Raw genomic sequence first — 22,024 nt, 5'->3', positions numbered from 1 at the left:
AACACTGGTTCCGTTCCCGGGGTGTTGGGTGTACTCGCTCTTCCCGGGCCGGTCGCGAGGGCGCAGGCGACGAGTCCAGCCGTCACGTCGGGCGTCAGCCCGGTGATCTGCCGCCTACGGATGGTCGCTGCACGAGCCCGGTTCACCACCACCGGATCATGGTCAACGATCAAGGTTTCGACGCGCGACTACCCACCACGCACCAGCCCGTTAGGACATTGGGTCACGGGCGGCCGGGGAGCTCCGCCAGGAGCCTCTGCCTCTCGTACACAGCTGCACACAAGGTGCTCGGGAGCGGATCGAGCGTGGTCCGCCGCTGACGGCGTGGTGTAGTCGCCGACGGCGGACCAGCCCGGTTTCCGCTCCGGTCCAGGGTGGGAAGCGGATCAGAAAACGCGGTGGTAGGTGGGGCTGTCCCAGACGTTGACCAGGGCGACCTGGCCACGGCTGCGCGAGGCGTTCCACACCTTGCCGTTGCCCGCGTAGATGCCGACGTGACCCGGCCAGTGCATCAGATCGCCGACTTGGCGGTCGGCGGAGGACACCTTGCGGGTGGCGTTGGCCTGGGCAGAGGAGGTGCGCGGGAGGGTGATGCCGATCTGCTGGTATGCGCGAAGAGTCAGCCCGGAGCAGTCATAGCTACTCGGGCCCTCAGCTCCCCAGACGTACTTCTTGCCCTTCTGGGCCGCCGCGAAGGCGATCACCTTCGCGGCCTTGGCCGCGTGGCTGCCTCCGGAACCGGTGAGCGCGGTCCAGGTCTGGGGTCCGACCACGCCGTCCGCGTCGAGTCCGCGTGCGGACTGAAAAGCCCGTACCGCCTTGTCAGTGGCCGCGCCGAACTTGCCGTCCACAGCCAGGGACGCGCCGTGGCTGTTGAGACGGCACTGCGCCTCGCGCACCGAATTGCCGGTCGAGCCCTTGCGGATCTTGGCGTGGTCGGACTTCACGCAAGCTGCCGTCGCAGAAGTGTTCGCTACTGCGACGGGCGAGCTGAGTGCGGTCAGGCCGCCGAGGGCGAGCGTGCCGCACGTGAGCAGGACGGCTGCCCTGTGAGTGGTCTTCACGACGATCCCCAATCCGTGGAAGGGAACTCCCGTATGAGGAACGGGAGTTGATGTGCGGCGGCGAGTCTGGCGGACGTTTGACGTGTACACCACAAACTATGAATCAGTTCACAAACAGGCTTCGAGGTCTGGTGCGGGCGGCCCGATTGAGGTAGGTCACTCGCCCCCCCCGGGGGCCGCTGCATCTCGCGGTAGGGCATGTCGGCGGAGGGAATCTGGTCCAACCAGTTGACCACTTCACCAGGCCGAGGGGAACCTGGAGACATGCGGCAGCCACCCATTCAGCGCGAGGCGGTCTCCCAGCAGCTCTACGGCCTGCTGCGGGACCGGATTCTCAGCGGCGACCTGCCCGCGGGGGCCGCCCTGACCGCCGAGCGGGACCTCTCCGAGAAGTACAGCGTGAACCGGCATGCTGTCCGGGAGGCGGTCAAGCGGCTCCAGCAGGCCAGACTTGTCGATGTCAGCCACGGCGGCCGGACCCTGGTGCGGGACTGGCGGCAGTCGGCGGGGCTGGACCTCGTCCTGGAACTGGCGCAGTCCAGCGAGGGAGCAGCGGCTGCCGCACTCGCGCAGGACGCGCTGGAGATGCGGGCCTGCATCGGCGCCGACGCCGCCCGTCTCTGTGCCGCCCGCTGCTCCCCGCATATCGCGCGTGAACTGCGCGCTGCCGTCGCTCGCTATGCGCAGGCCGGGCCGGACCTGGCCGCCCTGGGCGCCGCCGATGTCGCCTGGTGGCGGCTGATCGTCGAAGGCTCCGGCAATCTCGCCTACCTCCTGGCCTTCAACACTCTGATAAGCGGCTCTGTCGCGGCAGCCGATCTGCCGACGGCGGCACGGACCGCCGAGCTCCTCGATGTCGAGGCCCACGTTCGTCTCGCGGAGTTGATCGCCGAAGGCGAGTCCGGACGGGCCGAGCGCCAAGCCCGTGAACTCCTTGGCCGCAGTGTGCCCGCCCGCACCACCGACCCCACCGCCCCCCGATGATGCCCGCACCGGGGCGCCGGGCACCTCTTCCGTCCTCGACGGGCGGGTCTTCGTGCCGCTCGGACCATGACGTTCCCATCGTCGGCAGGGATCGGTGCGCGCTGGTGCGTGCAGCGGCCGGGGTAGGGGAGCAGGGCCATCTCGCGGGCCTTCTTGATGGCTGTGGCGAGTCTGCGCTGCTGCTGCCGGGGTCACCCCGTGACCCGGCGGCTGCGGGTCTTGCCGCGGTCGGAGATGCACCTCCACGGCACGTCGGTGGCCTTGTAGCCGATGAACGGCCGGGGCGCATCCGGTGCGCAACGAAGGCCGCTGCCTCTGGAACCCACGTGACGCCGACGCCGGACCATCCGACCGGAAGCGGAGGAAGGGGCGCTCAGCGCGCCCGCCTCCAGCGCTTCAGCTCGACGCTCGCCGAGGGTGGCCGTAAGACAGCTGGACCGACGGCTGCTTCGACGGGGGCCCTCCCTCCACCTTTCGCGTTCCAGCTCAGCGGATCCGAAACGTATGACGAGGCGGGCACACGGTGCAGGACGAGTCCGGTGCCCCACCGGGCGGATCGCCGCCGCGCCGAGACACGCCGGCCGGCTCGTACCGGAGACACGGGGCGGGATGGTGCGCTGCGTACTGGAGAGCCTCGCGCCGGCACACCGCAGGACGCTCCGCGAGGCGGCGCGGCTTGCCGGGCGGCCGTTGCGGCACGTGCACCTGGTCGCGGAGCCTCCTGCAACGCGCTGCTGTGCCAGTGGACGGCCGACGCGACCGGCCTGCCCGTCACCGCGGGCTCGGCCCAGGCCACCGCACTGGACAATCTGCTCCAGGCCCGAGCACACGGCAGCGTCGGATCGCTGCCCGCGATACCTGAACGGGTCGCCCGCACCGTCCCGCTCGCCCACTACGAGCCACGCGACACGACCACGTGGGACCGTGCCGACGACCGGCTCGACCTCACCACGCGCGGCTGAGGTCGCTGTCGCCGACTGCTGTGCTGCGGCCCCGCCCGTCAGCCGCCGCGCGGGCATCCCGCCGGGGGCGGGGAACGCGGGGTCGTCGGGGTCGATGAGCGTGGCGAGGGACCGGGCGTCGGCCGCTGCTTCGAGGAGTGCGGGGCCCAGTCGCGGCGGCACTCCTCCTGCAGCCACATGCCCATGATGTTGCGCAGGTAGCGGGTGATGCCGTCGACGCCGCGCTCGTTGGTGAAGTTGGCGGCGCGGGACTCCTCGGTCAGTACGGGCGCATCGAGTTCGAGTCCGGCCAGTGACCAGGTGCCGCAGGCGATGAACGCGGACGCCGCGCGCCGGTTGTCCCGGAAGGGGACGGCGGCGACGGCCGAGGCGGTGTCGTGCGCGGCGACGGTCACCACGGGGTGTCTGCCGGGAGCGTCGTTTTTTCTGCCACGTGCGGGAGGAGCGTCCCGGCGGCGTCACCGGGTCTGCGCAGGGGAGGGAAGAGGGAACGCTCCAGTCCCAGACGGGAGATGAGCGCGGCCCGCACGACGCGGTCGCCGACTGCCGGCTCCTGTTTCCGGAGCCCAACGGGCCGAGGTCGTCTTTCACCGGAACGAGGGGGGCGACGCCGTTCTTGGCCCGGTGTTCATCTGTTCGTCTTCAGGAAGACTCCTGGAATCCACCCGTGATTCTCATGTGCTCCTCATGCGCCGTTGGTTGTGTGTGGCTGGCCGGTCGGTCCGCGACGTACGAGCAAGGAGGCACATGGTGTTCCGATCCGAGGCAGCCGTGGTGCGCGAGCAGCGTGCCGAGGAGGCTGGGACGGAGGAGAGCGCTGGGGCGGTGGGCGAGGAGCCGCTGCACGTGGCCAGTCGGCTGCACGCGTTCAACCGGTTCGAGCTGAAGTACCTGGTTCCCGTCGAGGAAGCCGCGGTGATCAGGGACGAGCTGGGTGAGCGGATGGACCGCGACCTGCACAGTCCGGTCGGTGGCTACGGGGTGTGGAGCCTGTACTACGACACTCCTCAGCTCCGGTTCTACTGGGAGAAGATCGAGGGCCTCAAGTTCCGCCGCAAGCTGCGGATCCGCCATTACGGCGGGCCCGACGAGGTCACCGACGCATCGCCGGTGTGCGTGGAGATCAAACAGCGTGTGAACCGCGTCACGCAGAAGCGACGCATCACCCTTCCCTACGGGGTGGCCCGGCAGCTGTGCGACGGACGGGAGATGGTGCGGCACTCGGCGAAGGAGAGCGCCTTCGTCCAGGAGGTCCTCGAACTGATCGTGCGGCTGAACCTCCAGCCCACCGCGATCACCGGGTATCAGCGTGAGGCGCTGGTCGGGCGCGATGCGGACACCGGTCTGCGGGTCACCTTCGACCGCCGCGTCCGCGGGCGCGACCGGGATTTCCACTTCGGTACCGAGACGCCGGAGAACCGGTTCACCATTCCTCCGCATCTGTCGGTCATGGAGATCAAGGTCAACGAGCGCACCCCGCACTGGATCACCGACCTGGCAGCCCGGCGCAACCTCAACCTCGTACGTGTCTCGAAGTACGTGCAGTCCGTCGAGGCGTTCGGCAAGGCGCCCCGCTCGGTCTTCCACGTCAACGAAGCGGACTACCCGCCACCCACCCCTACCCCCACCCCGGGCCAGTCGGCGCAGCAGTGGTCGGCACCGGATGCGCCTTTGAAGGCAGGAGCACAGTGAATTTCGATCTGCAGGAACTCAGCGGCACGTTCAGTGTGGCCGACGTCGTGGCGGCGATGGCGCTCTCGTTCATCTTGTCCACGCTGATCGGTTATACGTACCGCTACACGCACCGCAATGTCTCCTACAGCCAGTCCTACGTGCAGACGCTGGTCGTCGTCGGCATGATCGTGGCGCTGATCATGCTGGTGGTCGGGTCGAACCTCGCCCGCGCGTTCTCGCTGGTCGGTGCCTTGTCGGTGGTCCGTTTCAGGAACGCGGTCAAGGAGACCAGGGATGTCGGCTTCATCTTTCTGGCGATGGCCATCGGCATGGCCTGCGGTGCCCGCTTCTACACACTGGCGGCGGTCGGCGCCGCGGTGATCTGCGTCGTCGTCCTGGTGATGTTCAAGTTCAACTGGTTCGCGCTGAACGTGCAGCGTCAGGTGGTCAAGGTCCAGGTGCCGGCCGGTGAGGACTACACGCCGCAGATCCGTGACGTCCTGATCAAGTACACCAGCGAGTTCGAGCTGGTGAGCACGGAGACCATCCGGGGCGGAGCGCTGAACGAGATCTTCTACACGGTGCGGATGAAGAAGGGCGCCGAACCCGCAGACCTGGTCAACGCGTTGCAGGAACGTACATCCGGGCAGCGGGTGACGGTCCTGACCGGTTACGACAGCACCGACCTGTGATGACGGGCGACAGCGGCCCGGCTATCGACCACGGCCCGGACGACGACAGCACCGGCATCCGCACCACTGCCGTGAAACGCCGCCGGAGGCTGCGGGACCGGCTTCCCGTGCGGCTGAGGCACCACTGGAAACCGGCGACGGCTCTGGGTGTCGGTCTCGCGGCGATCGTCTACTTCGTGGGCGACGCGCGGATCTCTCCGTACGTGACGTCCTCCTCGCGTGCCGAGGCGGATGCCGTCACCGAGAACGTCGAGGGGACGGTGGACCTGTACGACACGTCGGTGTCGCACTCGGTCCAGCTCACCTACGAGCAGACCGACTTCGACAAGATGATGAAGGAGTTCAAGGACGACGGCACCAAGGACTACATCGAGGCGGACCTCACCATCGACGGGGTCTACCTCAATGACGTCGGGATCCGTCTCAAGGGGAACTCCACCTTGTCCTCCCTGCGCGGCAAGAAGGGCATGCCCGGTGGCGGCCGGGATCTTCCCAAGAGCGCGCAGGGTGCTCCGGCCGGCGCCCCAGGCGGGGCCGGAGGCCGGGACCGCGGCCAGGGCCAGAAGGCGGGCGGCGGTCCCGGCGGAGCCGGGGGCATGGGCGGCCCGGGCGGCATGATGCAGTTCGACCTGTCCGCGAAGAAGCCCGAGGAACTGCCCTGGCTCGTCAAGATCGACGAATACGTCGAGGGCCGCGCCTACCAGGGCGAGCGGGAGATCTCGCTGCGCCCTGGCAGCAACGGGCAGGTGCCGCTGAACGAGGCGGTGTCCTTGTCCCTGACCAGGAGCAGCGGGCAGAAGGCCGAGCGGTACAGCCTCACCAGAATGCGGGTGAACAACCGGCCCACCGCGACGCGCCTGATGGTCGAGAGCCCGGACACCGACTACGCCGAGGACCTGGGGAACGGGGTGCTGTACAAGGCGAAAGCCAGCGGCAGCTTCGCCTATCGCGGCGACGACCCCTCGGACTACGAGAGCTCGTTCAAGCAGCTCAACAAGAAGGGCAGCCAGGACCTGGAGCCGGTGATGAAGCTCATCAAGTGGGCGGAGAAGGCATCGGACAAGGAGTTCGCCCGCGATCTGGACAAGCACGTGGACGTCGACTCGTTCGCCGGCTACCTGGCGGCGCAGAACCTGCTGCTGAACTTCGACGACATGGCAGGCCCCGGCAAGAACTACCTGCTCTGGTACGACCTGGACGCCAAGAGGTTCTCCGTCCTGGGCTGGGACTACAACCTGACCTTCAGCGGAGACGCGACGGCCGGGCCGGACGACTCCGTCAGTATGGGCGGCATGCCCGGGGCGAAGGCCGATGGCAAGAAGGCCGGCACCCAGAACGGGAACAGGGCCCGCGCGCAGAACGGCGAGAAGGCAGGTCAGGACGGGCCTGGAGGGATGCCGGGAGGCGTGCCCGGAGGGGCAGGGGGCGCCAAGGGCGCTCAGGACGGCAAGGGCGGCAAAGGGCAGGACCAGCGCAAGGGCCCCTCCATGGAGCATCCGCTGAAGACGAAGTTCCTCAAGTCCGACGCCTTCGACAAGGTCTACACGAGGGCATACCGCAACCTGTACCAGAAGTTCTACAAGTCGGGCGCCGCGGCCAAGGACCTGACGAACCTCGCGGCTCAGGCCCGCAGAACGGGGGCGGATTCCAAGGAACTGGACACTGCCGTCGCCAAGCTCCGCAAGACGATCAGCACCCGCTCCGCGGCTCTGGCCAAGGACAAGAAGGTGACCGGCTGACCGGACGAACGGCGTCCCGGGCTGTGGCCTCACGGCCACGGCCCGGGGCGCCGTTCGCCTGTGCGGCGCTCACAGCGTCCCTGACTACCATCACGCCGCACCCCACCGCAGTTCCCTTCTTCGGCGGCTTCGGCCGCCCCCACCCCGAGGTGTCAGCACATGCGTGACCAGCACGCTCCCGCGTGGACGACCGCCACCGGTCACACCGTTCTGGTCGTCGAGGACGACCCCAGCATCCGGACCCTGCTCGCCTCCGCGCTCGGTGCCGCCGGCTACACCGTGGTGGTGGCGGCCGACGGCCAGGAAGCCAGGGCTGCGGTGGACCGCCGCCCGGATCTGATCGTGCTCGACGTCATGCTGCCCGACACCGACGGCTTCCAGCTCGTGCGCGAGCTGCGCTCCCGGGGAACCTACACACCTGTGCTGTTCCTCACCGCTCGTGACGGGATCGAGGACCGCATCATCGGACTGAGCTCCGGAGGAGACGACTACGTCACCAAGCCCTTCCATGTCCAGGAGGTACTGCTGCGCATCCACGCGATTTTGCGCCGCAGCAACGCCCCGGCTCCCGTCCCGGGGGTCCGGCCACCTTTGCGCTACGCCGACCTCACGCTGGACGAGAGCACCCGTGACGTGCGGCGTGCGGGTACGCTGCTGAGGCTGTCGCCGACCGAGTTCCGGCTCCTGGCCTGCCTGCTGTCCCACCCCGAACGTGTGCTGGAGAAGAGCAGAATTCTCCAGCAGGTGTGGCACTACGACTTCTCGGGCGACACCCGCATCGTCGACACCTACATCAAGAACCTCCGCCGCAAGATCGACTGCTACGAGCCCGCGCTGATCCACACCGTGCGCGGGGTCGGCTACTGCCTTCGCCTGCCGCGCGAGGAGACGAGGGCTGCCGCACCGTGAGGTGGCCGCACCGGTTCCGCCCCCGTTCCCTGCGTGGTCGCCTCGTACTGATCGCAAGCCTGCTGGCCACCAGCGCCGTGATCCTTTGCCAGATCGCCGGGTTGACCGTGCTGCGCTCGTGGCTCACCGACCAGGTCGACGACCGCCTTGCGCACTTCCGGCCGCCGGACGGCGTCTACCGCGACATCGCCGACGACGGCGCGCTGCGGCGCCCCAGCACAGACGATGTCCTGCCCTCCGACTTCCGCGTCTTCTTCTACTCCCAGGAGGGACGCCTGCTGGGTACGTCTTTGGGAAGCGGCAGCGACGCGAGGCCGAGGCTGCCCACCCGTGCCGCCGGTCTGGACCTGGACGAAGGGCAGCCGACCACCGTCCCGGACGAGGACGACGGCGCGGCCTGGCGGGTGATCTCCTACACCGGCCCGCGCCATGTACGGGCCGTGGTGGCCCTTCCGCTGAACACCGTGGACGGTGCCACGACCAAGCTGCTGTGGTTCAGCGTCGGTCTCGGCGCCGCCGTCTTCGCCGGCGTCCTTACGCTCGGGAACGCGGCCGTCCGACTGGGACTGCGCCCGCTGACCCGCGTCGAGCGCACTGCGCAGCACATCACGCGAGGAGCGCTCGAACTGAACGTCCCCGTGCCCGATCCGGACACCGAGGTCGGCCGCCTCGGCCTGGCACTCAACACCATGCTCGACCGTCTGCGCTCGGCCCTGCACCGAGCCGAGACCTCCGAACGGCAGCTACGCCGCTTCATGGCGGACGCCGGTCATGAGCTGCGCACCCCACTGACCGCCATCCAGGGCTTCGCCGAGCTCCTCCTCGCCGAGCCCGGCATGCCCGGCCACCGCAGCAACGAGGCACACGCTCTGATCGCTCACAACGCCGACCGAATGAGCCGCCTCGTCGAGGACCTCTTCCTGCTCGCCAAGCTCGGAGACCGGCCCGCCTCCCACCGCGAGCCGGTCGACCTGCTGTCCCTGGCGGCCAACGCCATCGCCACCACCGCGGTGCGCCATCCCGACCGCGCCATCGGGCTGGAGCCGCTCACCGCACCACCGGGCAGAGCGCAGGAACTCGACGTAGTAGAGACGTCCGGTGATCCTCACCAGCTCGCCCAGATCCTCGGCAACCTCCTCGCGAACGCCTGCGCCCACACCCCGGCCGACAGCCGTGTCCGTGTCCTCGTCGGTGCCGCTCGCGCAGGGGAGGACACCTACGGCACGCAGCGGCCCCACCGCGTCAGCGCGGGTGCGCAGGTGGCGCCAGGTATGCCGGTAGGCGTCATCGAAGTCACCGACGACGGCCCCGGGATGCACCCGCACGAGGCCGCGCATGCCTTCGACCGCTTCTACCGTGCGGCCCCGACGTGCCGGCAGGGCGAACCAGGATCCGGCCTCGGCCTGGCCATCGCCGCAGCCATCGCCGAAACCCATGGCGGACGCCTGGAGCTGGACACCCGGCCCGGCCTAGGATGTACCTTCCGTCTGCTGCTGCCCGACGCGACGATCACCCCTCCACGACGGCCCCCCGGGGGCCTGAGCCCGCCCGGCATGGAATGACCTCAGCCGGTTTCCCGCCGGTGGCCGGCGACAGCATGCGACAACGGCCTCGCGTGGATCGCCCAGCCCCAGAGCAGGCAGGTCTGCTTCGGTGAGGTTGCCGACGCCGCCGCACGCGGCCCTGACGGCCACCGTGACGGCCAGAAGCTGCGGGTCGGGCCCGGGCAGCGGCAGCGGTAGCGGTAGCAAGGCCACGTAGCGCGGTGGTGTGCAAGCCGCTGCACCTTGCTGGACCGTCAGCAGGAACGGCAGCAGCTCCGGCTTGCCGGCCGGGGTGGCGGATGTGGTCATGCAGGAGCTGGACGCAGGCTGTGGCGCGGCACACCCGACGCACGGTGATGAGCGCAGTTTCCGGCGAGCCCCGACCGGAGCGCAAGGACGGGAAGCGTGTCGCTCCCCTTGAGACCGAACGTGCAGGTCCGGTCCGTCACCTGTCGCGGACCTGCCGTGGCGCTGCGGCCGGGCGGCTCCGGTGGCGCCGCCGTCGGATGTGTACGGCGCCGACGAGTGCGGTGGTGCCGGCCCCCCACAACAGGAGCTGCCCGCTCGCGCTCCAACGGGCCTTCCGGGCGTACTCGCACACGGGTGTGAGGGAGGAGTGCCCAGCGGCGTTCTTGAGTGTGTGGGGGAGAGGAGGGATCCGCATCTCTCCCGCACCGTCGCGGTCGGGTCGGTGGGATCCTCGTGCGCCTCGAACGGGAGCAGCACCAGGGCGGCCGAGGCAAGGAACAGCAGCACCGGGACAGCGGGCAGTACGACGTGCACCGCCTGGGCGGACCTGGCGAGAGTGAGCTACGACGAGGTCGCCCACGTCTCCTCGAGGGCAGTTCGACGCTGGCAAGTACCAGGCACAGCCCGTCGCCACCTTGCTGACCAAGACCTACGTCGGTCCGGCAGACAGAGGGCGGCTCCTCGGCAGGCGGGGGGTGCTGCCTCGTCTTGAGCGACCGGATCAGCTCTCCCGAGACGCGCGAACCCAAGCTCCGGCCTCCCGAGAGAGTGAGCCCCAACCAGCTCGACGGCGAGTCCACCGCAACCCTCGACGCTCGCGCCGGGCACCACATCTCGTCCCGGCTCGCACCGCGCTGGCCTGGACAGCCCCTTCCCACGAGGGACTGCGGGTCCGCGGAGCGTCGACGCCGGGGCGGACGTCTCCGTGATCGGGCATCCGCCCGGATGCGGTGCAGCTGTGGCGGGCTTGGAGAGACGGGACTGTCAGTGACCGACCCCGACCGGGCCCGGGGCCAGCATGCTTACCCGGGTCATGCCCCGAGATCCTCCGTCACCGGCAGGCACTCGGCGAGCAGGTCGACGACATCGCGCCAGGCTCGCTGCGCGTGCCGTGGGTGATAGCCGACGCCGGGGACCACGGAGTGGCCGACCGGCGGGTGGTGGAAGGCGTGCAAGGCGCCGCCGTAGACCGTGAGGCGCCAGTCGACGCCCGCGGCCTGCATCTCATCGGTGAACGCGTTCCGTTGCGCGGGCGGCATGATCGGGTCTTCCGATCCGACCCCGGCCCACACCGGGCAGCGAATGTGCGCCGACTCGCCCGGACGGCCTGTGGTCAGTGCGTTGACTGTCCCTATCGCGCGCAGGTTGACGCCGTCCCGCCCGAGTTCCAGTCCGACGGCGCCCCCGGTGCCGTAGCCGACGGCGGCGATCCGGTCGGGGTCGGTCCGCGGTTCGGTGCGCAACACGTCGAGTGCCGCATGGCCGATGCCGCGCATCCGGTCGGGATCAGCGAGCAGTGGTGTGCAACGGGCCAGCATCTCCTCGGGGTCGCCCAGATAGCGCCCGCCGTGAAGGTCGAAGGCGAGCGCTGCATAGCCCAGTTCGGCGAGAGCATCGGCCCGGCGGCGCTCGACGTCGCTGAGCCCCATGCCTTCTGGCCCGAGCAGCACCGCGGGCCGGCGGCCGACACCGGCCGGGAGAGCGAGGTGCCCGATCATCGTCGAACCGTCGGCCGGGTACTCGACCGTGCGAGTCGTCATCGTCGTCATGAGGCTGGACTGTAGTGATGGTCGAGCCCTGCCCGGCCGGTGTTCTGCCGCCGGCGGAACACCACGGGTGTCCCTCTGCAACATGGCGAGGGCTCACAACGACCGTCACAGTCCCCATTCTTACGGCAGCGCTGTCGGATCACCTGCCCAGCGTCTGATGGGGTTTTGGATGCTCATAAGGATCGGGGCGTTCACCTCGGTGCGGCTCTTCGAGGCCATCTCCTCGAAGGTCGAGATCCCGGGCGGCCCTCAGCCCGGCCTCCACCGTCTGCTCCAGCGCGATGGTGATCATCAGATCCGCCGGGCGGAACTTCGCAGTGGTCGTCTTGCGGATCGACTGCTTGACGATTCCCCAGGCCTTGGCCTGGTCGTACGTCACGTCGGCCTGCTTGCGGACCAGGCCCCGGTGGTGCTTGACGGCCGTTCCGCCCGGTACACCGGCAGCGTGCCCTCCGGCAGCGGCCCGCCGGACGCAGTCCACCACCACTCCCGGGACGGCCTCCAGCGCCAGGGGACACCCCAAAAGGCGGTACGTCTTCAGCATCAGCAGCAGGGCCAGCAGATGCTCGTCGAAGTCTGTGTCGTCGGCCGCCCACTCCAGCTCATCGCGGCTCGGGGAGAAGAGCAGATGCAGTTCATGAGCGGTGATCAGCCGCTTGAACCTCGGACACTCGGTCCGTTCACTCGATGTCACGACCCCATCCTGGCCCCGGACGATTCTCAATATCACCGCTGACGACACCGAGCCGAGTGGGCGACGAGCGGCGGGCGCTCAGGGCTTCAAGTCCATCCCGCTGCCCCTTTGTCACGTATCTCGGCCAATGCCCCCCAATGAGCCGTTCGGCGGACTTCGGCGACCGCCATGCGCTTGCCACAGAGAGGGGAGAGGCCAGTGCGGGTGTGCGGCGGAAAGAGGCAGGCGGGGACGCCGTCTGAGACCCCCCGCGCTCAGTACTCGATCAGCTCCCGGCCATGTTGGTCTCCCCCTTGAAATCGATGTGTCCAGCGGGCCGGAAGCGTTCACCATCGGGATGTTGCCGAGGTCTGTGGACGCGCCGATCCGGGGGACGTGCTGTTGCGAGAATGCGAATGCCCGCGGCGAGGATGGCGTCGATGTAGCCGTTGCCGCGGTGTGACGGCAGGACCGCGATGTAGGCGATGATCGCGTCGTAGTCGTTGCGGGCCGGGATGACGAACCCCGCTGGCTTGCCACGGGGCAGCGTTGCGGTGGGCCACCGGTCCCGGTCACCGCCGCTGGGAGGCGTGGACCGGAGGCAGGTACTCCCGTACGAAGGTGCGGTGCCACCATGCACCCGTCTCGCGCCGCTCCTCCCGCGTGGTGAAGCGGTACCGGTACAGCAGTGCGCGCACGTGTGCGGGCGGGTGTTCCGGGAACGGGTTCGTGCGAAGGAGCCGCAGGGTCGCCCGGTCGTTGACCAGCAGCCGCTCGATCAGTGGCTCGAACCAGCCGCGGGTGTAGGCGGGGGAGAGCGCCGCGAACCACATCTGCCAGTCGAGGCGCAGGTGGTACGGGGCGAACTGGCGCGGCAGGCGGTGCACGTCGCCCGGCTTGCCCTTGAACTCGTACGCGCGCCACTCGGTGTCGGGGCCGAGGCGTTCCTCGGCGGTCCCCTCCAGCACGATCTCTTGACGGACCCGGGTCACGCTGCCGAACGCGCCGTAGGTGTTCACCAGGTGCAGAGGGTTGAACGACCGGTTCATCTGCTGGTTCCGGCTGATCAGATTGCGGGCGGGCCAGTAGCTGAGCACGACGATCAGCAGGGCAGCCGCGCACACCACGGCGGCGAACCACAGCGGGGTGGCCGACGTGGCGGCGGACGACGGAGTGGTGAGCGCCGAGAAGTCGACGGCGGCGAAGGCCAGCACGATCGTCAGCCAGTTGAGCCAGGCGAAGTTGCCCGAGGTGACGAGCCAGAGCTGGGTGACGAGGATCAGACCCGCGGCGACGCTCGCCACCGGCTGCGGGAAGAACAGGCCGAACGGGACGATCAGTTGGGCCACATGGTTGGCGGCCACCTCCACCCGGTGCAGGGGCTTGGACAGGTGGTGGAAGTGCCAACTGAGCGGGCCCGGCATCGGCTGGGTCTCGTGGTGGTAGTACAGGCAGGTCAGGTCGCGCCAGCACGGGTCGCCCCGCCATTTGATGAGCCCTGCCCCGAACTCGATGCGGAAGAGGAGCCAGCGCATCAGCCACAGCGTCAGCACCGGAGGTGCCGTGCGTGCGTTGCCCAGAAAGACGGCGAGGAAGCCGGCCTCCAGCAGCAGCGATTCCCAGCCGAAGCTGTAGAAGATCTGTCCCACGTTGACGAACGAGAGGTACAGCACCCACAGCAGCGCCCACATCACCATCGACGCCCACAGGGGTACGGCGTCCGCGGCGCCCGCCAGCACGGCGGCGGACAGGGCGACTCCCGCCCAGGCGCAGGCCCCGGTGACCCTGTCGTCGCTGCGCCAGTGGAAGAGGCTCGGTGCGGCACGGAAGGGCACGCGCCGGACAAAGGCGGCGGCCGGCAGCAGGCCGCGCTCTCCCAGCAGCGCCCGGAACTGCATGGCGGCCGAGACGAATGCCACGAGGTACACGGCGGCCAGGGCCCGCTGGAGGACCAGCCGGCTCAGCTCGTACCCGGATGCGGAGAACCACGGCGTGAACCACTCCATGGCGGCCATGGGTACCACCCGAGCCACCCCCTCACTCCCGCAGGCGACAGCCCGCAAGGACGGCCTGCTCGCTGGAGGCGGCAGCCGGAGGGAAGCATTCCCTCTTCCGGGTACGCAACCCGCGGCCCTTGCGCGGGGTCCGTACAGGGGGCAGCACGGGCACCACGGGCGAGGGCAGCACGGAATCGAGCACCACGGGCCGAGCACCGGGGGCAGCGCCCGAGAGGCCGAGCCGGAGGCAGCGAGCCCGCAGAAACGGGCTCCCGACAGGAGGCAGCATGACGCACGCGCTCATCATCGGCGGCGGTATCGGGGGAGCGACGACGGCGATGTCGCTGGGCAAGGCCGGGATCAGCTCCACCGTCTACGAGGCGTATCCGGCCGGTGCCGACGACGCGGGTGCGTTCCTGGTGCTTTTCCACAACGGCCTGGCGGCGCTGCGCACCATCGGCGCCCTGCAGCCGGTGCTGGAGGTGTCCTTCCCGGCTGAACGTGTCGAGATGCTCGCACACACGGGCGACAGCCTGGGAGCGCGACCTGTCGCCGGCGGGGCCGGCACAGGCGAGGACGGCATGCGCGGCCCGCGCACACTGCGGCGGGCGACATTGAACCGCGCTTTGCACGCGGAGGCCGCACGTCGCGGGATCACCGTCGAGCACGGCAAGCGGCTGGTCTCCGCCCGCACCGCGCCGGACGGCAGGGTGAGCGCGTACTTCGCCGACGGCACCAGCGCCGAGGGAGACCTGCTGGTCGGTGCCGACGGCGTGCACTCCCTCACCCGTTCCCTCATCGACCCCGAGGCGCCCGCCCCTCGTCACACCGGCCAGATCACCGTCTGCGGCCACGCCGACGGTGTACCGCCGGAGGCAGTACCGCCGCCCGGCACCTACCGGATGATCCAGGGCAGGCGCGCCCTCCTGGGGTGCATCCTGGCGCCCGACGACAAGGTCTGGTGGTTCGCCAACACCCCGGGCGCCGAGCTCACGCGGGAACAGCTGGCGACCGTGACGCCGCAGCAGTGCGCTCACTGGCGCGACCACGTCGCCGGCCTGTTCGCCGAGGACGCCTCGCCGGCGGCCGGCATCGTCCGGGCCGGCGGGCCGGGCACGGTCGCCACCAACGCCTACGATCTGGCCAGTACGCCCGTGTGGTCCGACGGGGCCATGGTGCTGATCGGCGACGCCGCGCACGCAGCCGCGCCCAACGCCGCACAAGGGGCCTCCATGGCGATCGAGGACAGCGTCGTGCTGGCCAAGTGTCTGCGCGACCTGCCCACCCTCCCCGAGGCCTTCGCCCGCTACGAACTGCTGCGCCGCCAGCGGGTGGAAGCCGTCGTCGCACGCAGCGCACGGCTCGGCGAACGCGTCGTACCGCGCCCCGCCTCCGGCAGCGGAGCGCGCCGCGACGAGGAGACCTCCGGAAGCGACTGGCTGCTGCGATACCGCATCGAGTGGGACGCCCCGGTCACGGCGGAAGCCCCGTGACGCCGTCCCTGTCGTCCCCGGACCACTCGCGGCCCCTCGTGCAGCCGGGCCGGGCCCGCAGGGCGGCAGCCGTCCTGGCTACCGTGGGCGCATGACCATTCGCGTGCTCCTCGTCGACGACGACGCCCTGGTACGGGCCGGGCTCCGGCTGATGCTCGACGGCATTCCGGACATCGAGATCGTGGGCGAGGCAGCGGACGGCGGCCAGGTGCTCCCCCTCGTCGACGCACACCGGCCGCACGTCGTGCTGATGGACATCAGAATGCCGACCGTGGACGGCCTCACCGCCACCGAGACCCTCCGCCGACGCGAGCGGGCCCCCGAGGTCGTGGTGCTCACCACCTTCCACGCCGACACCCTGGTGCTCAGAGCGCTCCGTGCGGGCGCCGCCGGGTTCCTCCTCAAGGACACCCCGCCCGCCGAGATCCTCACCGCCGTACGGAAGGTGGCTGCCGGTGAGCCGGTGCTCTCACCGGCCGTCACCCGGCAACTGATCGAGCACGTCACCCCCGCGGGGCGGGGCAGCCGCCGGGCCGGCGCGCGGGAGGCGCTCACCGTGCTCGGCGAGCGGGAGAGCCAGGTCGCTTACGGGGTAGGCAGGGGACAGGCCAACGCGGAGATCGCGGCCTCCCTCTACATGAGCGTGCCGACGGTCAAGACGCACGTCTCCCGCATTCTCGCCAAACTGGGCCTCAACAACCGGGTGCAGATCGCGCTCCTCGTCCACGACGCCGGGCTCGTGGAGGAGGCGGTCGCGGGCGAGGAGTGACCTTCGGCACGAACGGGAATCCGTGGCGCTCACAGGCGTTGTACCCGAGGTGACTTCCACACCTCGGCTGACGGTCCCCCTCTCCGTCCTCGACCGCTCCTTGGTCCGGGACACGGACGGGCACCCGGGTCAGGCGCTGCGCGAGACGGTGCGCTTCGCGCAGCAGGCGGAGCAGTTGGGGTACCTGCGTTTCTGGGTGTCCGAGCACCATGCCGTACCGGGAATCGCCGGCTCGGCTCCGACGGTTCTCGCGGCGGCCGTGGCCTCGGCCACTTCCCGTATCCGGGTGGGCACCGGCGGTGTGATGCTGCCAAACCACCAGCCTTTGGTGGTGGCGGAGCAGTTCGGCGTTCTGGAAGCGCTCTTCCCAGGACGGATCGACATGGGTTTGGGCCGTTCGGTGGGGTTCACCGACGGGGTCCGCAAGGCGCTGGGCGTCGGCAAGGACGCGGCGCAGGACTTCAGCGCCCGGACAGCCGAACTGCTGGACTACTTCGACGGCACAGGACCCGTGCGCGCTCGCCCCGCCGAGGGCCTGCGGGTGCCGGCCTTCGTGCTCGCCGTCGGCGCGGCCGCGGCCGTGGCTGCGGAGCAGGGCCTGCCGCTGGTGATCGGCGCGTCCCGCGACGAGAACCGGACCCGCGAGGCAGTCGCGGCCTACCGCACCGCCTTCCGGCCACGCGGGAGAGGCGACGGCAGCCCGGGTACGCGGCCGGACGATGAGCCCGAAGCCGTCCGTGCACGACTGGACTGCGGACCCTACGTCGTGGTCGCGGTGAACGCCGCCGTGGCCGCGAGCCATGCGGAAGCCGAGCTTCTCCAGGTGCCGGAGGCCTGGTCGACTGCGGTCTCGCGCACCCGGGGCACCTTCACGCCGCTCATACCGCCCGAGGACGTGCTCAGCCGGAGCATGAGCGCGAAAGAGCGTGCCGTGTTCGAGGAGGCCCGGCGGTCCCACATCCGCGGCACAGCCGATGAGGTGACCGACCATTTGGCCGGACTGGTGGAACGTACGGGGGCCGACGAACTGCTGCTGACCCTGAACACCTACGACCCGGCCGACCGCTACGCCTCCTACCGCCGCCTTGCCGACGCGGCCGGGCTCAGGCGGCTCCCGGACGATCTGGCGTCCGCAGCCCGCTGATACCCGCGAACGCCCCGTCCGCTGTCCGCCCGCCTGCGCCGGGGCGCGGTGCCGGTCTCAGCGCTGCTGCCCGGGAAGCTCGCGCTTGAGGACCTTGCCCATGTCGTTGCGTGGCAGTGCTTCCAGGAAGCGGACGGTGCGGGGGCGCTTGTGCGGAGCGAGCTGGTCGGCGACCAGTGCGGTCAACTCCGCCTCCTGCGGCGGTTGCAGCGGGTCGGCCGGGACGATCCAGGCGACGACGCGTTCACCCAGGTCCTCGTCCGGCTCGCCGGTGACGGCCGCCTCCGCCACCGCGGGGTGACCGAGCAGAACGTTCTCGATCTCACCGGCTCCGATCTTGAAGCCGCCGCTCTTGATCAGGTCGGTGGCCTTCCGGCCGACGAGGCGCACCGAGCCGTCCGCGTCCAGGGTGGCCATGTCGCCGGTGCGGAACCAGCCGCCGTCGAACGCCCCGGTCGTCGCGTCGGGACGGTTGAGGTACTCGGTGAACAGGTTGGGCCCCCGCACCTGGAGCTCGCCCACCGTCTCGGTGTCCTCCGCGGGGATGCGCTGCCCGGCATCGTCCACGAGGCGGACGTCCACGTCGGGCAGCGGCAGTCCGACGGTGCCGGGCTGCGAGGTGCCGCCGGGCCGCACACTGGTGTTCATCAACGTCTCGGTCATCCCGTAGCGCTCGACCACCCGCTGGCCTGTGGCTGCGGTCAACCGGTCGTGGTCGTGCAGCGGGAGAGCGGCGGAGCCGGAGACCAGCAGCCGGGCACCGGCCAGCGCCCGTACCAGGTCGGGGTCGCTCACGCAGGCGTCGGCGAGCCGGTGGTACATCGTCGGGACGCCGAACAGCATCGTGCCGCCGCCGGCGAGCTCCCGGGTGACCCCCTCGGTGCTGAAGCGCCCGAGATGGCGCACAGAGCCCCCTCGGCGCAGCGGGCCGAGCACACCGAGGATCAGCCCGTGCACGTGGAACAGCGGCAGACCGTGGACCAGTACGTCGTCCGCCGTCCACGCCCAGGCGTCCGCCAGCGCGTCGAGGTTGCTGGCCAGCGCGCGCCGGGAGAGCACCACGCCCTTGGGTGGGCCGGTCGTCCCGGAGGTGTAGACGATCAGCGCGGCACTCTCGGCGTTGGGCTCGGTAGGCGGCACCGTGGGGGCCGTCTGTGCCTGAAGGGCTTCCTCGGACAGTGCGACATCGGCACGCGGCAGCGAGGCGAGGAGGTCGGGAAGTTCCGTGCCGGGTTCCGCCAGTACCGTCCCCGGTGCGCTGTCGGTGACGATGTGGGCCAGCTCGCTCTCGCCGCTCTTCGGGTTCACCGGCACGACGGGCACGCCTGCCAGCAGCCCTGCCACCACGCCGACGGCCGTCTCCAGGCTGGGTGTCGCCCACACGACCGCAGGGGTGGCCGGCTCCAGCCGCGCCGCCAGGGTGTTCGCGGCGGCGGAGAGCTGGTCGTAGCTGAGCGCTCGGTCGCCGAAGCGCAGCGCCGTGTGGGCGGACGCCGTGTGCAGCGCGGGGAAGAGCAGGGACACCCGGGACTCCTTCGTGATCGCTCGCCTGCGGGCCCCGCCAGCATCTCACCCTTCGCCGGACCGGTGGCTTCCCCCGTCCCGGAAGCCTCGCCGTTCTTCGGGCACCACCCGTGCCCCGGGCCGCCTGGCCCCGGCCCGCTCGTCTTCCGGCCGGTGCGCGCTCACGACCCGGTCGCGTGCGGGAACAGCGAGGTGAAGGCCTGCGTCGGGTCGTCCAGACCGCGGGCGAACGGCGCGTCGAAGTGCCAGACCAGGAAGAGCAGGAAGGCGATCAGTGCGCTGAAGATCGCCGCCAGGACCAGCTCCCTTCCCGAGCGCTGGATCTGCAGAGCGAAGAGCATCCCCACCGAGACGATCGCACCGGCGTACAGGCCGAGCCAGACGACGCCGGGCATCGTCGGTTCGGCGCTCTCTCCGCGCGTGGTCCGTGCGGCGTCGATTTCGGCCACCTGGTCGACGACCGCCTGGTAGGACTGGGCCTGCTGCATGGTCGTCGGCTTGTAGGAGGCGACATCGGAGCGCAGCCGCTCCAGCAGGGTGGCGCCCCGGTCGGTGAGTTCCCCGTGCTCGACCATGTGGGGCCACTCGGTCTTCACGGTGTAGTGCACGTAGCGGTCGACGTCGTCCCGTACCCGCTGGCGCTCTGCGGCGGGGTAGACCTGCACACGCTGACTGACCTCGTGGAGCGCTTGTGCTTCCTGGGTCACCGCGGCATCGGCCGCGTCGCGTGCCTCCCACACGCCCGCGATGGCCAGGCCCAGGACGATCGCGTAGACCACTCCGATCATCATGGTCATGTATTCGATGACGTCCGGTGTCTCGGACGGGTCCTCCTCGTTGCTGGCGCGCCGACCGCGAAGGAGGAGGACGGCGACGACCACCAGGCAGGCGGCGAGCAGGCCGAGGAGCAGAGCCAGCCAGTCGGACAACGGGGCCTCCTAGGAAGCGGGTCAGGGGAGAGAAGTGGGAGATGAGGCAGGGGTGAGGTGCGCCGTGCGGTGAGCTGCGGACAACCGCACGGAACGGTGTGCCGGTGCCATCCGTACGCGTGTCGTGCGGGGCGTCACGCGCACGCGTTGCCCGGCACAGGGGAGTCCGCTGGAGGGCAGCGTCCCGGATCAGGCGTCACCGCCGCCGCCTGCCGCTTCCCCGGACGCTGCGGACGCGGCCCGTGGCGAGCCGCTGCTACGGGGCCGCAGGGCGGCTGCTGCCAGCACGGCAGGCGCGATGATCAGCAGGGTGCGCGTGACCATCGACATGTCGCCGGTGGGCTGTTGGCGGTCCGGCAGCGCGCGGTGCGGAGCCGCGACGAGGCTGTGCGAGGGGGACGGCTGGGGCGGCTTGGGCGAGGGCTCGTCCCGGGTAGGAGCGGGTTCCGGCGGTTCGGCGCGCAGGGTGTGCCGGGCCGGCGCCGCAGCTTCGGCGGCCTTCGGCGGCACCGGCGCCTCGGGGGCCGGTCTCTCGGGGGCCGGTGGGGTGGGCGCCGGACTGGAGGGCACTCGTGGGGAGCCGGGGGGCCGCGGAGGGGCCGGTGTCGGCCGCGTGGGGGAGGGCCGGGGCGGTTCCGGGGTGCAGTGCCGGTGCCCCGCGGAGAGGTGCACCGTGGTGCCCTGCGCGGTGTGGACCGTCAAAGAGGGCCCCGGGCAGCCGTCAGGGCTGCCCGCGTCCTCCTCCAGGCGCACATCGCCCGTGTCGACAGACAGGTGTGCCCCGCCTGTCGGGCTCGCTGCCGGGGAGGCCGGCAGCGGGGAGCGGGGCGTGCCGAGGGGGCGTCGGCTCGCCTGTGGCGAGGCGGCGACCGGGGGTGCGGCTGCTGCGGCCGGTGCACCGGTGCCGCCCGCATCCCGTTCGGCGGCGAGGGCGGCGGCGCCCAGCGCCCCGACGCCGGACGCCGTGCCGAGTGCGGCGCAGACAACGAGAGCCGTCGTCCGTGTCTTCCGTTGTGCGCGGCCACCGGTCCGCCTGTCGTCGCGTTCCCGCCCGCTGTCGCGTTGCTGCACACGCCGAGGATGAGGGGTGCGGACGGCGCGCAGAAGGCTTCCGGCCGGTAGTCACACGATGGGTTGAAGTGTTTGCGTGCCCGGTTGTCCGCGCGCCCGAACTGGGATGCGGGCGCGCGGAGTTGACGATCATGTGCCCGTGCGGTCGTCCCGCGGGGCGGTCACCGGGCGGTCACTGCGCCTTGACGAGCTCCATGTACCGCGCCCAGTCCCAGTACGGGCCCGGGTCGGTGTGGTCGGTTCCGGGCACCTCGACGTGACCGATGATGTGCTCCCGGTCCACCGGAATCTTGTGGCGGCGGCAGATGTCCGCCGTCAGCTTCGCGGACTCCTCGTACAGCGAATCCGTGAACCAGGTGTCGGGGTCGTCGATCCAGCCCTCGTGCTCGATGCCCACGCTGCGGGTGTTGTAGTCCCAGTTCCCCGCGTGCCAGGCGACGTTCTGCTCCTGTACGACCTGGGCGACGTGGCCGTCCGCGGACCGGACCAGGTAGTGGGGGGAGACGGCCTTGTCCGGGTTCTGGAAGATGGCGACCGCGTCGTCGTAGTACTCCTGGGTCACGTGGATGACCACGAGCTCGACCGGGTATTCCGTCGGCCGGTTCGCTGCCGTGTAGTTGGACGACGAGGCCGGGACCCACTCGGCGTCCGGGTAGTCGACGGCGGGTGCTCGTCTGGAGCGGGCGGCTGCGGCTCCGCTCGTCAGGAGCGAGGTGCCTGCGAGGCCGGCGGCAACGGCGAGGCCGGCTCCACCGCGCAGCAGCGCGCGGCGGGCGGTGCTCTGCGGGTGGGACGGTGCGGACAGGTGCGGGCGTGCTGAATCCATCGTGTCTCCCAG

General features: G+C 70.4%; 17 protein-coding genes and 3 pseudogenes. 10 read left to right on the top strand and 10 right to left on the bottom strand.

All coding sequences use genetic code 11. The annotated features are described in order from the left end of the window. Positions 1 to 386: 386 nt before the first annotated feature. A complete protein-coding gene (locus tag H297_RS0107075; protein WP_486589435.1) occupies positions 387 to 1,064 on the bottom strand; it encodes a C40 family peptidase in 678 nt (225 codons plus the stop codon). A 264-nt stretch (positions 1,065 to 1,328) separates the two neighbouring features. On the opposite strand from H297_RS0107075, the gene H297_RS0107070 reads away from it, so the two are divergent. Continuing rightward, on the top strand, positions 1,329 to 2,048 hold the full coding sequence (locus H297_RS0107070; RefSeq protein ID WP_027736462.1) for a GntR family transcriptional regulator: 720 nt from the start codon (positions 1,329 to 1,331) through the stop codon (positions 2,046 to 2,048). A 113-nt stretch (positions 2,049 to 2,161) separates the two neighbouring features. Here the strand turns inward: H297_RS0107070 and rpsR are convergent. Beyond that, positions 2,162 to 2,395, bottom strand: a pseudogene (gene rpsR / locus H297_RS41270) (30S ribosomal protein S18); the annotation flags it as partial. 205 nt (positions 2,396 to 2,600) lie between these two features. Here rpsR and H297_RS44050 point away from each other — a divergent pair. Next, positions 2,601 to 3,010: pseudogene (locus H297_RS44050) on the top strand (FGGY-family carbohydrate kinase); the annotation flags it as partial. 45 nt (positions 3,011 to 3,055) lie between these two features. On the opposite strand, the pseudogene H297_RS35030 reads toward H297_RS44050, so the two are convergent. Then, positions 3,056 to 3,530 (bottom strand): annotated as a pseudogene (locus tag H297_RS35030) (FGGY-family carbohydrate kinase); the annotation flags it as partial. Positions 3,531 to 3,856: 326 nt separating this feature from the next. Here H297_RS35030 and H297_RS0107055 point away from each other — a divergent pair. From H297_RS0107055 to H297_RS35025, 5 genes are all read left to right on the top strand, one after another. Beyond that, positions 3,857 to 4,702: a polyphosphate polymerase domain-containing protein gene (locus H297_RS0107055; RefSeq protein WP_051351645.1), complete on the top strand. Its 846-nt coding sequence runs from the start codon at positions 3,857 to 3,859 to the stop codon at positions 4,700 to 4,702. Further along, the gene (locus H297_RS0107050; protein ID WP_027736458.1) at positions 4,699 to 5,376 is read left to right on the top strand and encodes a DUF4956 domain-containing protein; all 678 of its coding nucleotides are present in this window, start codon (positions 4,699 to 4,701) and stop codon (positions 5,374 to 5,376) included. Before H297_RS0107055 ends, H297_RS0107050 begins: the two co-directional genes overlap by 4 nt. Further along, positions 5,376 to 7,115, top strand: coding sequence for a CotH kinase family protein (locus tag H297_RS0107045; protein ID WP_078513802.1), 1,740 nt, complete (start codon positions 5,376 to 5,378; stop codon positions 7,113 to 7,115). The genes H297_RS0107050 and H297_RS0107045 overlap by 1 nt, the downstream gene beginning before the upstream one ends. 159 nt (positions 7,116 to 7,274) lie before the next feature. Continuing rightward, entirely contained in the window at positions 7,275 to 8,024 is a 750-nt protein-coding gene (locus H297_RS0107040; protein WP_027736456.1) for a response regulator transcription factor, read from the top strand. Next, the gene (locus H297_RS35025) at positions 8,021 to 9,586 is read left to right on the top strand and encodes a sensor histidine kinase (protein WP_051351605.1); all 1,566 of its coding nucleotides are present in this window, start codon (positions 8,021 to 8,023) and stop codon (positions 9,584 to 9,586) included. Before H297_RS0107040 ends, H297_RS35025 begins: the two co-directional genes overlap by 4 nt. A gap of 1,262 nt (positions 9,587 to 10,848) precedes the next feature. On the opposite strand, the gene H297_RS0107030 is transcribed toward H297_RS35025, so the two are convergent. The 3 genes from H297_RS0107030 to H297_RS0107020 form a co-directional block, all read right to left on the bottom strand. Further along, positions 10,849 to 11,586 (bottom strand): dienelactone hydrolase family protein, encoded by a 738-nt coding sequence (locus H297_RS0107030; protein ID WP_027736455.1) that lies wholly within the window; start codon positions 11,584 to 11,586, stop codon positions 10,849 to 10,851. Between the two features lie 139 nt (positions 11,587 to 11,725). Then, positions 11,726 to 12,280: a DUF4158 domain-containing protein gene (locus H297_RS35020; protein ID WP_064744785.1), complete on the bottom strand. Its 555-nt coding sequence runs from the start codon at positions 12,278 to 12,280 to the stop codon at positions 11,726 to 11,728. Between the two features lie 551 nt (positions 12,281 to 12,831). Further along, complete coding sequence (locus H297_RS0107020; protein ID WP_486589434.1) at positions 12,832 to 14,274, bottom strand: lipase maturation factor family protein; 1,443 nt, start codon at positions 14,272 to 14,274, stop codon at positions 12,832 to 12,834. A gap of 269 nt (positions 14,275 to 14,543) precedes the next feature. Between H297_RS0107020 and H297_RS0107015 the strand changes: the two genes are divergently transcribed. From H297_RS0107015 to H297_RS0107005, 3 genes are all read left to right on the top strand, one after another. Further along, positions 14,544 to 15,749, top strand: coding sequence for an FAD-dependent monooxygenase (locus tag H297_RS0107015; RefSeq protein WP_027736453.1), 1,206 nt, complete (start codon positions 14,544 to 14,546; stop codon positions 15,747 to 15,749). Between the two features lie 91 nt (positions 15,750 to 15,840). Then, on the top strand, positions 15,841 to 16,518 hold the full coding sequence (locus H297_RS0107010) for a response regulator transcription factor (protein WP_027736452.1): 678 nt from the start codon (positions 15,841 to 15,843) through the stop codon (positions 16,516 to 16,518). Between the two features lie 49 nt (positions 16,519 to 16,567). Beyond that, a complete protein-coding gene (locus tag H297_RS0107005; RefSeq protein ID WP_027736451.1) occupies positions 16,568 to 17,662 on the top strand; it encodes an MsnO8 family LLM class oxidoreductase in 1,095 nt (364 codons plus the stop codon). Positions 17,663 to 17,719: 57 nt separating this feature from the next. Here the strand turns inward: H297_RS0107005 and H297_RS0107000 are convergent, their stop codons facing one another. From H297_RS0107000 to H297_RS0106985, 4 genes are all read right to left on the bottom strand, one after another. Further along, on the bottom strand, positions 17,720 to 19,186 hold the full coding sequence (locus tag H297_RS0107000; RefSeq protein ID WP_027736450.1) for an acyl-CoA synthetase: 1,467 nt from the start codon (positions 19,184 to 19,186) through the stop codon (positions 17,720 to 17,722). A gap of 161 nt (positions 19,187 to 19,347) precedes the next feature. Then, complete coding sequence (locus H297_RS0106995) at positions 19,348 to 20,115, bottom strand: bestrophin-like domain (RefSeq protein WP_027736449.1); 768 nt, start codon at positions 20,113 to 20,115, stop codon at positions 19,348 to 19,350. Positions 20,116 to 20,304: 189 nt separating this feature from the next. Further along, positions 20,305 to 21,186 carry a hypothetical protein gene (locus H297_RS43165; RefSeq protein ID WP_158693655.1) on the bottom strand — a complete coding sequence of 294 codons (882 nt, stop codon included), beginning with the start codon at positions 21,184 to 21,186 and terminating at the stop codon, positions 20,305 to 20,307. Between the two features lie 172 nt (positions 21,187 to 21,358). Then, complete coding sequence (locus H297_RS0106985) at positions 21,359 to 22,012, bottom strand: peptidoglycan recognition protein family protein (protein ID WP_027736448.1); 654 nt, start codon at positions 22,010 to 22,012, stop codon at positions 21,359 to 21,361. Positions 22,013 to 22,024 lie beyond the last annotated feature (12 nt).

The sequence above is a fragment of the Streptomyces sp. CNT360 genome (assembly GCF_000424785.1).
The sequence above is the reverse complement of the archived record's forward strand: the minus strand, read 5'-3'. Positions and strand labels throughout refer to the sequence as shown.

Coding starts and splice junctions, on each gene's coding strand:
- H297_RS0107070 (WP_027736462.1), top strand. CDS start 1,329: ATGCGGCAGCCACCCATTCAGCGCGAGGCGGTCTCCCAGCAGCTCTAC.
- H297_RS0107045 (WP_078513802.1), top strand. CDS start 5,376: ATGACGGGCGACAGCGGCCCGGCTATCGACCACGGCCCGGACGACGAC.
- H297_RS0107040 (WP_027736456.1), top strand. CDS start 7,275: ATGCGTGACCAGCACGCTCCCGCGTGGACGACCGCCACCGGTCACACC.
- H297_RS0107030 (WP_027736455.1), bottom strand. CDS start 11,586: ATGACGACGATGACGACTCGCACGGTCGAGTACCCGGCCGACGGTTCG.
- H297_RS0107020 (WP_486589434.1), bottom strand. CDS start 14,274: ATGGCCGCCATGGAGTGGTTCACGCCGTGGTTCTCCGCATCCGGGTAC.
- H297_RS0107015 (WP_027736453.1), top strand. CDS start 14,544: ATGACGCACGCGCTCATCATCGGCGGCGGTATCGGGGGAGCGACGACG.
- H297_RS0107010 (WP_027736452.1), top strand. CDS start 15,841: ATGACCATTCGCGTGCTCCTCGTCGACGACGACGCCCTGGTACGGGCC.
- H297_RS0106985 (WP_027736448.1), bottom strand. CDS start 22,012: ATGGATTCAGCACGCCCGCACCTGTCCGCACCGTCCCACCCGCAGAGC.